At 67.3% G+C, this 12,830-nt stretch carries 10 protein-coding genes; 5 read left to right on the forward strand and 5 right to left on the reverse strand.

The genetic code is table 11. The features are described 5' to 3' along the window. Both J7I85_RS10275 and J7I85_RS10280 read right to left on the reverse strand, forming a co-directional pair. The coding region (locus J7I85_RS10275; protein ID WP_214851319.1) for an aldo/keto reductase at window positions 1-692 on the reverse strand (692 nt) is incomplete at its 3' end. A 108-nt stretch (window positions 693-800) separates the two neighbouring features. Beyond that, window positions 801-1,589 carry a hypothetical protein gene (locus J7I85_RS10280; protein ID WP_214851321.1) on the reverse strand — a complete coding sequence of 263 codons (789 nt, stop codon included), beginning with the start codon at window positions 1,587-1,589 and terminating at the stop codon, window positions 801-803. 219 nt (window positions 1,590-1,808) lie between these two features. Here J7I85_RS10280 and J7I85_RS10285 point away from each other — a divergent pair, with 219 nt between their 5' ends. Then, entirely contained in the window at window positions 1,809-2,213 is a 405-nt protein-coding gene (locus J7I85_RS10285; protein WP_214851323.1) for a YchJ family protein, read from the forward strand. A gap of 36 nt (window positions 2,214-2,249) precedes the next feature. Here the strand turns inward: J7I85_RS10285 and J7I85_RS10290 are convergent, their stop codons facing one another. The 3 genes from J7I85_RS10290 to J7I85_RS10300 form a co-directional block, all read right to left on the reverse strand. After that, on the reverse strand, window positions 2,250-3,206 hold the full coding sequence (locus tag J7I85_RS10290) for a TIGR04086 family membrane protein (protein WP_214851325.1): 957 nt from the start codon (window positions 3,204-3,206) through the stop codon (window positions 2,250-2,252). A 236-nt stretch (window positions 3,207-3,442) separates the two neighbouring features. Further along, on the reverse strand, window positions 3,443-5,488 hold the full coding sequence (locus tag J7I85_RS10295) for an acyl-CoA dehydrogenase family protein (RefSeq protein WP_374102457.1): 2,046 nt from the start codon (window positions 5,486-5,488) through the stop codon (window positions 3,443-3,445). A gap of 64 nt (window positions 5,489-5,552) precedes the next feature. Beyond that, window positions 5,553-5,855, reverse strand: coding sequence for a hypothetical protein (locus J7I85_RS10300; protein WP_214851327.1), 303 nt, complete (start codon window positions 5,853-5,855; stop codon window positions 5,553-5,555). Window positions 5,856-6,176: 321 nt separating this feature from the next. Here J7I85_RS10300 and J7I85_RS10305 point away from each other — a divergent pair, with 321 nt between their 5' ends. The 4 genes from J7I85_RS10305 (at window position 6,177) to J7I85_RS10320 (ending at window position 12,812) form a co-directional block, all read left to right on the forward strand. After that, entirely contained in the window at window positions 6,177-7,625 is a 1,449-nt protein-coding gene (locus J7I85_RS10305; protein WP_214851329.1) for a DUF3375 family protein, read from the forward strand. A 2-nt stretch (window positions 7,626-7,627) separates the two neighbouring features. Beyond that, a complete protein-coding gene (locus J7I85_RS10310; protein ID WP_214851331.1) occupies window positions 7,628-8,494 on the forward strand; it encodes a DUF4194 domain-containing protein in 867 nt (288 codons plus the stop codon). Beyond that, window positions 8,491-11,943, forward strand: coding sequence for an ATP-binding protein (locus J7I85_RS10315; RefSeq protein ID WP_214851333.1), 3,453 nt, complete (start codon window positions 8,491-8,493; stop codon window positions 11,941-11,943). Before J7I85_RS10310 ends, J7I85_RS10315 begins: the two co-directional genes overlap by 4 nt. 179 nt (window positions 11,944-12,122) lie before the next feature. Next, the gene (locus J7I85_RS10320) at window positions 12,123-12,812 is read left to right on the forward strand and encodes a hypothetical protein (protein WP_214851335.1); all 690 of its coding nucleotides are present in this window, start codon (window positions 12,123-12,125) and stop codon (window positions 12,810-12,812) included. Window positions 12,813-12,830 lie beyond the last annotated feature (18 nt).

Here is a 12,830-nt window from a genome sequence, read left to right on the forward strand (position 1 = left end):
TCGGTGGCGCGGCTGCCCTCCGGCAGCGGCTGGCCGGGCAGGTACTTGCCGCTCAGCACGCCCTGCGCCATGGGCGACCAGACGATCTGGGAGACGCCCAGTTCCTCCGACGCCGGAACCACTTCCTCCTCGATGACCCGCCACAGCATGGAGTACTGCGGCTGGTTGGAGATCAGCTGGAAGCCCAGTTCCTTGGCCAGGGCGTGGCCGTTGCGGAGCTGTTCAGCGGTCCACTCGCTGACCCCGATGTACAGGGCCTTTCCCTGCCGGACGATGTCCGCGAAGGCCTGCATGGTTTCTTCCAGAGGGGTTTCGTAGTCGTAGCGGTGGGCCTGGTACAGGTCCACATAGTCCGTCTGGAGCCTGCTGAGGGACCCGTCGATGGATTCCATGATGTGTTTGCGGGACAGGCCGAGGTCGTTCTTTCCCTTGGGGCCGGTGGGGCCGAATACCTTCGTGAAGATCTCGATGGACTGCCGGCGTTCGCCCTTGAGCGCTTCGCCCAGAACGGTTTCCGCGGCGGTGTTGGCGTAGACGTCTGCCGTGTCGAAGGTGCTGATGCCGGCGTCAAGTGCTGCCCGCACGCACTGGGTGGCGACGTCGTTCTCCACCTGGGAGCCATGCGTGAGCCAGTTGCCGAACGTGATTTCAGAAATCTTGAAGCCGCTGTTTCCGAGGTATCTGAATTCCATGGGCTTCACGCTAGCGGAGATGGTTGCTCAGGGTAAGGGATGCCGACGGCTTATCTCGCGGGCTCCCCCCGGCCAGGACGCACCTGCGGGCATGGAGAACCAGCGCGGTCAGGCGCGGGTGTGGGCGTCCGGGTGTTGCGCGAGCGACGTCATGGAACCGGTGTCCAGGACGGTGACATGACCGGCAACCGCGGGCTTCCGCGCAGGCCGCGGCGGCTGGGCGGACAGCGCCAAAGCGGACCGTACTGTTGCCCCCTTGCTGGTGGCGCCCGTGCTGGTGGCGCCGTTGCTGGACGGTTCGGCCGGCACGGCATCGTGGCGCAGGGCTGATTCCACGAGCGGCGCCACCTGCGTCACGCTGGCCGCAGCCACGTCGGGCGGCGGCAGGTCCCGCACGGTGACCTTTATTTCCGGCGCGGCGGCCCGGGCGCGCGCCACCGCGCGGGCGTCGGCGGCAGCCACGGCGTCGGCCCAGCCTTTCGAGAGGACCGGCGGCACCGGCCGGGCGGCGGTCACCAGGGGGTGATGGACGACGGCGCTGCGGAGCGCCTCCTGGAGGCCGGTGCGGGTCCGGAGCTTCTTCCAGTCGATCGGTGCGCGGGGCTCGCGGACCGGGCGGGGGGCGTTGGAGGCCTTTTTCGCCTTGGCTTTTGCCGGCACCGTTTCCGCCTCGGCGGGCAGCGGGCTGCCGTCCGCGGCGAGCCGCACGATCTCGATGGTTTCGTTTTTGGGGAGACGGCCGAACAGCGCCATCACGATCAGCGCTACAAGGCGTCCCAGCCCTGCAATCACCAGCGTGAGCATGACACTGATGCACAGGCCGATGAACATGAGGAAGGCAACCCCCAGGGTGCCAAAAAATGTCAGGTTCAGTGCAATCGTTGTCGGATCTTCCACTTCACCCTCCTTACCATCGGCGCCCGGCTCGTCCCCCAGTGATCGAGCCGGTGATTACGCCGGAAAACAGCCCCTAACCACCATACGGACTATTTACTGCCGACATGCCCGCATGGCGAGTACCGGCAACTGTTGTTTCAAAGCTGTTATAGGACGCGGCCCCTCCGCGGGCGCCGATAGGCTGATCCAGCAAGCGACCGCCACGTTCCCAGGGATGCCATGACCGAGCCAGAACCCTTTTCCGGTAACTGCCCGTGCCTTTCCGGCGAGCCGTACGCGGACTGCTGCGGCCGGTTCCACACCGGTTCGGCAGACGCAGCCACCGCCGAGCAGCTGATGCGTTCCCGGTATTCCGCCTTCGTCCTGCTGCATGCCGATTACCTCCTGAAAACATGGCATCCCAGCACCCGGCCTGCGGAGCTGGACTTCGATCCGGGCCTGGAATGGCGGCGGCTGGACATCGTGTCCGTCGAGCGGGGCGGTCCGCTCGACACCGAAGGCGCCGTGGAGTTCAAGGCACACTTCCGTCAGGACGGCGAGCGCGGCGTCCACCACGAAACCAGCCGCTTTCTCAGGGTGGACCGGCGCTGGTACTACTTAAACGCCGTCGCGCTGTACCGGTAGCGGAAGCTGCGGCCGCCGGTAAGTGGTCCTCCTGATTCAGTGCTCCTCGTAATCCGCCGTGGGAGTGAAACCGGCGCGGTCCACCTTGCGGTGGAAGTGCATGCCGGCCATGCCGCCCAGGACGGCGCCCACCAGCGCCACCAGGGCGACCACGACGGCGGCAATGATGCCGGTGGTGGTCACCTGGCCTTCGTTGACTGGAATCCGCGGGAAGCTGTTCAGCTGTGCCAGGATATTGAACTGCTCGCCGGCGATCATGCCGAGCACGGCCACCAGCACAGCCGCGATCAGGGCCCAGATCCACACCGCGAATCCCTGTTTCGCGCCATTGAACCGGGCCATCCTGCCGGCGACGTAGCCGCCGCTGTAGTAGGAAGCGAAGAGGATGACCAGCAGGACGATGATGCCCACGATTCCCACTGTCTGGTTCGAGGCTGCCCGGCCCACGGCGGCGTTCACGTCGGCGTTCGTGGCAAGTCCCACGGCGGTGCCGGCCGCGGCGACCAGGGCGGTCAGCAGCACGGCCATGCCCGTGGCGGCCAGCCAGCCAAAGAACGCCGAGCCAACCTTGATGCCGCCGAACGCCTCCTTTTCGCGGGCCGCGGCCATTTCCCGGGTGGCAAAGGCCGGGTCGTCGGAGCGTGCCGTGTCCGGGCGGTCGTCCGGTTCATTGGCGGGCGTGTAGTCGCGCTCGGCGTACGGAGTGTCCGCGTCGGTGGTGTTGAGGGCCCGGGTGTGCGTGTCCGTCGTGGAGCCGGTGCTGGTGGCGCCGGGGCGGGCGGCCGACCGCCGGGTCTGGGTGGCATCGTAGACCGGAGTGGCCTCCGTGGGGGCGTCTGCCGAACTGCGCTCCGCGGTGCCGTAGTTGGCACGGTAGGGCTCTGCCGCGCTGTGTTCAGGCCCGCTGCGTTCGGGCCTGTTGGGTTCGGACGTGCCTGATTCAGGGGAAGTGCGCCGGGGGCGCCTGTCCCCGGAGCCGATTGGGCTGCTCATCAGCGACTCGCTTTCATGGAACGGACCCGGACTCAGGGGGCCTAAGCCGGGCAACGCACTGCCTGAGGCCAAGGCACTGGCCTCAGTTTCTAGCTAACTCCGTTCAATGGGCATTAGCAAGGATGCTTAGTATCTTGGTTTTGGCGCGTCGTCTCCCCTTGTCAGTGGCGGTGTGGGCGATCAGAGCTGGTTCGGGCGTATGGTGTCCGGTCTGTCTGGTGTCCGCCGACTCGCGGTCAGCGGTAGGCGCGGTGCAGGTTCTCCTTGGTCGACTCGCGGGCGGAGGCATCGGCGATCCACGGGCCGGTCCCTTCGGACTGGTCCAGCACGCCTGCCTCCAGCCATGTGTAGTCGCCGGCGAGCACCTTGCGCGCGAGGGCGCGGTCGCCGTCGTCGGTGTTGCGCCACAGCTGGTCGAAATATTCGTCCACCCGGATGCGTGCCTGCTCGCAGAAGGCGTCCGCCAGTTCGAACGCGGTGGCGCCGCGTTCAGGTGCGGTCCGGAGCAGCATCTCGGCCCGCGAGCAGCAGGCCGCCATGGCGAACAGCTCGGCTCCGATATCGACGATCCGGCCAAGGAACGCCTGCTTGTGCTCCAGTCTGGCCTGCCAGCGGCCCATGCCGTAGAAGGTCTGCCGGGCCAGCCGCCGCGAGGACCGTTCCACGAAACGGAGGTGCTTGGCCAGCCGTCCGAAGTCACTGTAGGACCGCGGATCCATGCCGGCGCCCGCCACCAGTTTGGGCAGCCATTTTGCGTAAAAGCCGGAGGCTCCGACGGCGGCCCGCGCCCTGTCCGAAAGGCTCGCCTCCGCGGAGGCCAGGTCCCCGGCTGCGGCGAGGTGCGCGTCCACGGCCTCGCGGGCTATCAGCAAACGCATGATCTCGGACGAGCCCTCGAAGATGCGGTTGATCCGCAGGTCGCGCAGCTGCTGCTCGGCGGGGACGGCCCGCTCGCCGCGGGCCTCGAGCGACTCGGCCGTCTCGAAGCCGCGGCCGCCGCGGATCTGCACAAGTTCGTCCGCGATCCGGTAGCTGATCTCGGTGGACCACAGCTTGGCTAGCGCCGCCTCAATGCGGACGTCCTTCTGCCCGGCGTCGGCCATTTCCGCGGACAGCTCGAACACGGCGTCAAGCGCGAACGCCGTGGCTGCCATGAACGCGATTTTCTTGCTGACTGCCTCATGCTTGCCCACCGGGCGGCCCCACTGCGTGCGGGCATTGGACCATTCCCGGGCGATCTTGAGGCTCCAGCGGCCCGTCGCCACACAAAGCGCGGGCAGCGAGAGCCTGCCGGTGTTCAGCGTGGTGAGCGCAATCTTCAGCCCCTGGCCTTCACGTCCGAGCCTGTTGGCGGCCGGCACCCGGACCTGGTGGAACCGGGTCACTCCATTCTCGATGCCGCGCAGGCCCATGAAGGCGTTCCGGTTCTCCACCGTGATTCCTGGCGAGTCCATCTCCACCACGAAGGCGGTAATGCCGCCCTTGTGGACGGCGCCGTCCACGTCGGTATGCTGTGGCACCACTGCCATCACCACCACCAGCTCGGCGATCACGCCGTTGGTGGTCCAGAGCTTGACGCCGTCCAGAACGTAAGACCCGCCGTCGGCGCTGGGGACAGCGGTGCTGCCCATCCGCGCGGGGTCACTGCCAACGTCGGGCTCGGTCAGCAGGAACGCGGTAACCGCCCCGCCCGCGCAGCGTGGCAGGTACTTGCGTTTCTGCTCGGGGGTGCCGAATACCTTCACCGGTTCCGGCACGCCGATGGACTGGTGGGCCGAGAGCAGGGCGCCCAGGCTCGGGTGCACCGATCCCAGCAGCGCCAACGCCCGGCCGTAGTAGACCAGGGACAGGCCCAGGCCGCCGTACTCCTGCGGAATTTTCATGCCGAACACGCCCAGCTCTGCCAAGCCGCGGAGGTATTCGTCGGGAATTATCGCGTCGTGCTCGATGATCCGTCCGGACATGGTGCGGCAGAATTCCGTCAGCCGTGCCATGAAGGCCTCGCCGCGTTCCACGTCATCGGGTTTGGCGGCGGGCCAGGGATGGATGAGGGCCAGGTCAAAGCTGCCGAGGTACAGGCCCTTGGCGAAGCTGGGCCTGGCCCACTCGGTTTCGCGTGCTGCCTCGGCAATGGCGCGGGCGTCCTCTGCGGACGCGCCCGCGCCGATCTTCTCCGGAGCGACGGGTGTTTCGGACGCGGGACTGTCGACGGGCGGGACGGTGCCAGCCCTGCTGTCAGGGGCCGGGCGTTCAGTTGCCTGGCTGTCAGTGGCGGAGCTCACGGGGCATCTCCTCTGACCGGATGACCGGTTCAAAGCCCTGGGTCCGCCGCGGGTGGAGAACCCTTCAGCTGTCCCTCAATGCTACCCGCGGGTAGGTTCCGGTGCTAGGGGACGGCTGCCCCTGAAACTCCGCGGGAAACTCGACTGCAGAGGCGTGGTGCAGCAAGCTGTCCCAGGCATGGTTGATTCCGTGGACGGTCCTGAGCAGGGCCCCGGCAATGGCCACCCAGGCGAGCCTCCCCACACCCACCAGGACCAGCGCGGCGAAAGCCGCCACGGCCACGAACAGGACAAGTGCCAAGGCAACCATCAGCGTTCCGATGAACACCAGGGTGCCTGTCTCCACTGCACTCAAGTCGAACTGCATGCTTCCCCCTGCGCCGTTGCTGCGGATGGATCAGATCAGTAGCTCGAGACTAGAGCCATTGGCGAAGCTTCCTCCAGCGTCTCGGCCATGCTGTGGCCGCGTTGATACGGGATCGAGACAATACTCCGCCGTAGGTCACGGAGTGATTGCGAAAACCTCATCTGTCACACCCGTAACGTTGCCTGACGGGCACCCGGCGACGTTTCCGGGTTAGCGGGAAACCGCGGCGTGGGCCGCCCGGGGCTCTGCGTTAACCTTGTAGTTGGCAGTTTTCGGGTTTCCGCTGCCCAGACCATCCCCCAAGCTGCTAAAGGAGAGTGTGTGCCCCGGTCCGCCACGTCCTCCGCTGACGCGATCAGCGCCAGGCTCAGGGACCTTGAGCTCCTCACCAAGGGGCCGGCATGGGCCCTCACCCGTTCCGCCCCGTGGGTGATCGCGGTCCTGCAGGCATCCTTCACCCGCACCCGGCCACAGCTTCCGCTGGAAGAATTCCATGCCGACGTCGACTCCTTCCTTGAGCAGTTGCGCCGCCATGACCCGGGGCTGGGCGGCCATGCCAACGGGAAGTCCTTCGGCGATGAGTGGACCCGCAAGCAGTTCCTGACGCGCCGGAACCAGTCGGGGCAGATCGTGTACGAGGTCACCGAGCCGGCCGCCCGCGTGCTGGCGTTCCTGGACAGCCTCTCCAGCGAAAGGTCCACGCTCAACGGGTCCCGGCTGGGCACGCTGCTGGGCGACGTGGAGAAGCTCGCCAACGAGACCAACCCGGACCAGAGCGCCCGGCTGGAAGCGCTGGAGGAGGAGATCGGGGAGCGGCAGCAGCTGATCGAGGACATCAGTTCCGGTGACTTCGACGGCCTCCTCGACGACGACCAGGCCGTCGAAGCGGCCGGCAATATCCTGGACCTTGCTGCCAGCCTGCCCGCGGACTACAAGAAGATGCGTGACCGGATCGAGGAGCTCGTGGGCGAGCTCCGCAACCAGATCATCGAGGAATCCCTGACCAAGGGCGCCACGATGGCCCAGGTTCTTGAGGCGGACAAGCGGCTGCGCCAAAGCCCGGAGGGCAGGACCTTCCGTTCCTTCACCGCGTTCCTTGAGGACCCCCAGCAGCAGCTGCGCTTCCGCTCCGCGATCGGCGAGGTGCTCAGCCGCCAGTTCGCGGACGACCTTTCGCCGGAGGACCGGGAGACCCTGAAAAACCTGGTGGCGGAGCTTCGGCAGCAGCACAGCCAGATCCAGCGCATCTACGGCAAGCTCAGCGAGAGCCTGAACACCTACGTCCAGAGCGACGATTTCCGTCAGTCAGTGCGGCTCCGCAAGGTGCTGCGCGAGGCGGAACAGGCCATCCGGTCCATGCCCTACGAACGCGAACGGCCAGGCCTGGTCCGCGGTCCCGTGCTGTTCAACGCAGGTTTCGAATCCCTCGCCATGGTCAAGCTTTTCGATCCGGACGAGTTTGCTGCCCCGCCCAAGCTCGCCGACCCCATCGCGTTCAGCGACTCGGACCGCGTCCGCTCGCCCCGGACCCCCAAGGCCAGGCCGGAGGCGATCCGCACCGCGGCAGCCGGCGCCTCGACCCTCGCCGAGGCGTGGGAGCAGCTTCCGCCGGAGGAGCAACACATCAACTCCATCCGGGCGCTCCTCTCGCACGCACTCCACACCGGCGCCGGCTTTGACCAGCTGGCGTGGGAGGCCCTCGACTTCGAACAGATAGACGGCACCACCCGCAAGGCGTACCTGCCGGTGGTAACGCTCAAGAAGGATTAGCGATGACTGAAGAGATTACGACGGCGGACGCCGCGACCCCGGTGGCCGAGCCCACCGAAACCCCGCTGGTTGAGCCTGCCGAAACCCGGACGGATGCGTTCACGGTGAGCCCCCGCGACACGTTTGTGGACGGCGCCGCTCTCTTCCCCGGTGACACCGGCGTGCTTCCCATGAAGGTGCGCCAGGCCCTGGTGAAGCTGCTGAAGGGCCCGTACGTCGACGGCGGCCGGGACGAGAAACTCTGGACAACGCTGCTGGACAACCAGCTGATCCTGCGCAGCCGGCTCTCCGAGCTGTTCCTCATGCTGCAGCTGGACCACGAGCGCAAGATCGCGGTGCTGCGCCCCGTCGATCCGGAGGCTATCGGCGGCAGCGCCCGCTCCAGCATCCTGCGCCAGCAGCGTGCCCTGAGCCGTGTGGAAACGATCGTGCTGCTACGCCTGCGGCTCCTGCTGGACCGCCACGTCACGGCGCAGACGGACCCCACCATCACGCGGGAAGAGATCGCCGAGCTCGTGGCCCACTACCAGCCGGCAGGCCAGCAGGACGCCCTGCGTGACTCGGACGTCGTGAACCGGGCCATCACCAAGCTCCTCGCCCGCCAGCTCCTGCTCACCACCCCCCTGGACGACGTCTATGCGATCTCCAACGCCCTTCCCCTGGCCCTCCCCTTCGACAACATCGGCGACATCCCCGCCCAAATCGAGGCCCTAATAGCCGCCACAGCAGACCCCACAGGCACCGAAGCAATGCTGGAACTCGACGGCGAGAAACCCAACGCGGACGGTGACCAAGAAGACGACGAAAGCCCGCTGGTTGAGTCTGTCGAAACCAAGGTCTCGACCAGCGAAGAGGAGCCGGCCAAGTGAGCATTGCGAGCATGCTGCCGCTGGGCGACGTCGTTAACCCGGGCCAGATGCGCCTGGCGCTGGTGCAGGTGGTCAACTGGGGCACGTTCCATGGCGCCCACACTATGCACGTGGACCGCAACGGCACCCTGCTCACCGGCAACTCAGGCGTCGGCAAGTCAACGCTGTTCGACGCCATGCTACGGGTGTTCGACGCCCGGCCGCGCTCCAACGAGGCAGCAGCCCAGCGGTCGGGCGCCGTGGAGGACAAGCGGACCACGTTCACGTACATGCGCGGCAAGGTGGGGGACAAGGCCGTGGGCGAGGGCTCGGCCAGTGCGTTCCAGCGTCCCGGTGCCACCTGGTCCGCCGTCGCCCTGACGTTCGACAACGCCGCGGGCACCAAGGTGACGGTGTCGGCCCTGTTTGACCTGCCCAAAAACGGGACGGAGTCGAGCGTCGGCCGGTACTACCTGATCGACAACAGGCCGCTGGACCTCGCCGCCATCGAGGACATCGCCGAGAAGCGTTTCACCAGGGCTGCGCTGGAAAACATCTTCCCGGACGCCCAGGTTTTTGACGTGCACAAGGCCTTCGCTGAGCGTTTCCGCCGGCTCCTGGGCATCAACTCCGACCAGGCACTGCCCCTGCTCCGCGTCATCCAGGCCGGGAAGGGCCTCGGCGGCAGCGTGAACACATTCTTCCGCGACCAGGTGCTGGACGCGCCGGCCACCCTGGCGGCGGCGGACGACGTCGTCGAGGAATTCAGCAACCTCATGTCCATCCGGCAGCGGCTGGAGGACGTCCGGCAGCAGCGCGACCAGCTGGCCCCCGTCCCGGGACTGAACAGGGAGTACGCGCAGTCGCTGCTGGACGCGAACCGGCTCCGTGAACTCGCAGGCGAGGAGTTCGAGGCCTACCGGCAGCAGCTTGCCGTCACCGTGCACGAGAAGACCCTGGCCCGCTTCAAGGCGCTCGCCCAGGCGAAGGCCAGGGAGCTCGCAGCGGAACGCGGTGTGCGGGACGGCCTGGCCAAGGAGCTCCGGCAGCTGGAGGCGGAGTACAACAACCAGGGCGGCAACGCCATCTCCTCGATCGAGCAGTCCCTGGAGAACGCCCGGGTGGGGCTGAAGCTCCGCCAGCAGGTGGAGGAGGCGGCGCGGCAGGCGCTGACGGATGCCGGCCTGGCCCTGGAATGGACGGCTGAAGGCTGGGAGCAGGCCCACGAACAGGCGGCCACCCGCTCGGCGGAGCTGAGGGATGACTCCGCAGCCCTGCAGGAGCTCCGTTTCGAGGCCTTCGATGCCCACGCCACGAAGAAGCGGGAGCTTGCCGCGGCCGAGCAGGAGCTTGTGTCGCTGAAAACGCGCAAGTCCCTGCTGCCGCCGTCGAGCATTGAAAACCGGGCCGCGATTGCGGCCGCCACCGGCGTCCCCGAGGAGCGGATGCCGTTCGGCGGCGAGCTGATCGACCTGGCCGAGGGCCAGGAGCAGTGGCGACCCGCGGCCGAACGCGCCTTGCGGAACCTGGCCACCACGCTGTTGGTCCCGGGCGAGCACTTCGCCGCGGTCACCCGCTACCTGAATGACCACACGGTCCGCGGCGCTTTGCGCGCGGTGGACGTGTCCAAGCCGCTCGCCGGGGCAGCGCTCGCGGTGGAGGACGTGGCCGACGGTGACCTGCTGACGAAGCTGGACATCCTCACCACCGGGACAAACGCGGAAGCCGGGGTGTGGATCCGTGAGCGGATCGCCCTCGACTTCGCGTACCCGTGCGTGGAGAACCCCGACGAACTGGCGGTCCTGGCCAAGGGGCTGAGCCTCGGCGGCGTGGTCAAGCGCAACAGGCACACCGTGGAAAAGGACGACCGGTTCACCAGCCGGCAGGACTACGTCCTCGGGTTCGACAACGCCTCCAAGCTGGAGCTCGTTGCCGGACAGGTGGAGGACCTGCGCCAGGAACTGGCCAAGGCGGCACAACTGGCCCAAAGCCGCGAGGAATCACACCAGGGCATGTCCCGGCAGCTCGAGGCCCTGCACAGGGTGGCCGAGGACAACCGCCCGTGGGAGCAGGTCTCGGCAGCGGTTGCTGCAGACGAGCTTGCCAGGATTGAACAGCGGCTCAAGGACGCCCTCGCCGCACAGGCTGACCTCGAACCGCTCCGCGCCAACATCGAGGCGGCGCGACTGAAGCACCAGTCCAGCACTGAGGCCGCCGCGGTGCTGCAGAGCGAATACAAGGCGCTGGACCAGCAGCTCACAGCCTCCGATTCACTGCTGGAAGGCGCTCGTACGCGCCTGAACCAGGCCCCGCCGTCGGACTCCACCACCGCGGCGCTGGCGCCGTATTTCGCCGAATTCGGCGACGTTACGGAAATGCACGAGCTGGACAACCTCGCCGGCCGGGTGCGGACGCAGCTGCTCGGGGACCTGCACGGGGCGGAATCCCGCGCCCAGGCCACGTCGGAGCGGCTCACGCGGATCTTCGAAGGCTTCGTCCGCGACTGGGGCACCGCGATTTCGGCCGACCATGGCACGTCCATCGGCGCCGTCGGCGAGTTCGAGGCCCGGTACCACGCGATCATCAACGACGGGCTGCCCGCGCAGGAGGCCGAGTTCCGGCAGTTCTTCAACCAGCGCACGCACGAGTCGTTCAGCACCCTGCTCCACCTGCTGGACGAGGAGCGCCGTTCCATCACCAGCAGGATCCTGCCGCTGAACGGGATCCTGTCCGAGGTGAATTTCCACGAGGGCAGCTACCTGGAACTCGACATCAAGCAGACCCTGCCGGCCACGGCCAAGCAGTTCAAGGACGCTATCCAGAACGCACTGAAGACGCGGCACGCCCGGCACGGCAAGGCGGACACCGCCCATGCCGGCCAGAACGACGACGCCGAACTGACCGCCCGCTACAAGTCGCTGGAGACGCTCGTGAAGCGGCTGGGATCGCAGACTCCGGAGGACCGGCGCTGGCGTGCCGAGGTGCTGGACGTGCGCGGACACCTGTTCATCCAGTGCAAGGAGCACCGCGAGGTGGACGCTCCCGGGAAGAAGGCTGGCAAGCGCACGGACGTGTTCATGCACGCCGACACCGGTTCCATGTCAGGCGGTGAGCGCCAGCGGTTCACCGCGTTCATCATGGCGGCGGCGCTGAGCTACCAGCTGGGCATAGCCGAGCAGGGCTTCACCACGTACGGCACAGTGATGATGGACGAGGCGTTCGTGCTGGCCTCCGAGGAATTCGCCGGCGCGGGCATCAAGGCGCTGCATGAGTTTGGCTTCCAGCTTCTCCTTGCGGCACCAGAGAACGTCATCGACCTGTCCCGGCACCTGGGCTCGGTCACGGAGATTCTGCGGGACAGGCGCACCAACCGCTCCGGCGTGCTCACCGCCCCCGTTATCACTCCGAAACCCGGCACAGAAGGGCAGTGGCGCTCCGAGGCCAATCCCGTCGATATCGTGCTGCGCTAGTCCATAACGCTTTCGCGCGGTTTATAACAAATCGATGGATTTATTGCGCTGGCCCTAGTGGCGGGCAGTTTTGGCGTGCCACTGTGGTGCCTCCACCAGTCTTCGCCAAACGCTCCCCAGGGTCATGGACACTCCCATGCGGCGGGCAGAGCAGCCCCTGCGAGCTTGACGGCGTCATCATGAAAGGCACCATCATGCGCCCTGCGTTCCGCGCCCCCGTCGTCTCTGTCCTTGCTGCTGCTGCCGCCGCCCTCTCCCTGGCCGGCTGCGGGGCCATGGTGTCGGCGGCTCCGTCCTCGTCTTCCCTGGCCGCTTCCGCAACGGCACCGGCGTCGTCCGCGCCGGCCCCCGCCGAGCTGAAGACGTACACATTCCCGAATGGCCACGTGTCCTTCAAGTACCCGGCCGACTGGAAGGTTGAGCTCTTCACCGGCGCCGGGTCGCCGTCGGACTCGGCCACCGCCACAGTTGTCGACGCGAGCGGCACCGAGCAGGCCACCCTGTACTCCGGACGGGTGGCCGACGGCGTCTCCCACCCGGTGACCCGCACCGTCTACGAGTCCGCGCCGGTTCCGGGGCTCGCGGCGCAGCCCGCACCGGCTGCCCACTACGCGTTCTACGCAGACCGGATGGACAGCAGTGCCACCTACCGGATGCACCTGGCGGCGGGGGCTCCCGAGTCAGGGCAGGGATCCGCGCTCGATGGCATCATCCGCGCCGGGGATGGCGTCATCCTGGCTGACGTGAAGTTCATCGAGAAGCCCTTCGCCAATGACGCCGCGGCCAAGTCCTGGCTGGCGGGCGCCGAGGGGCAGGCCCTCAAGGCGCTGCTGCTGAGCATCTCGTACAGCTCCCCAACCGCCCCCTAGCCTCGCAAGCTCGGCCAG

This window comes from Arthrobacter sp. ISL-65 (assembly GCF_018613795.1).
Classification (GTDB): domain Bacteria; phylum Actinomycetota; class Actinomycetes; order Actinomycetales; family Micrococcaceae; genus Arthrobacter.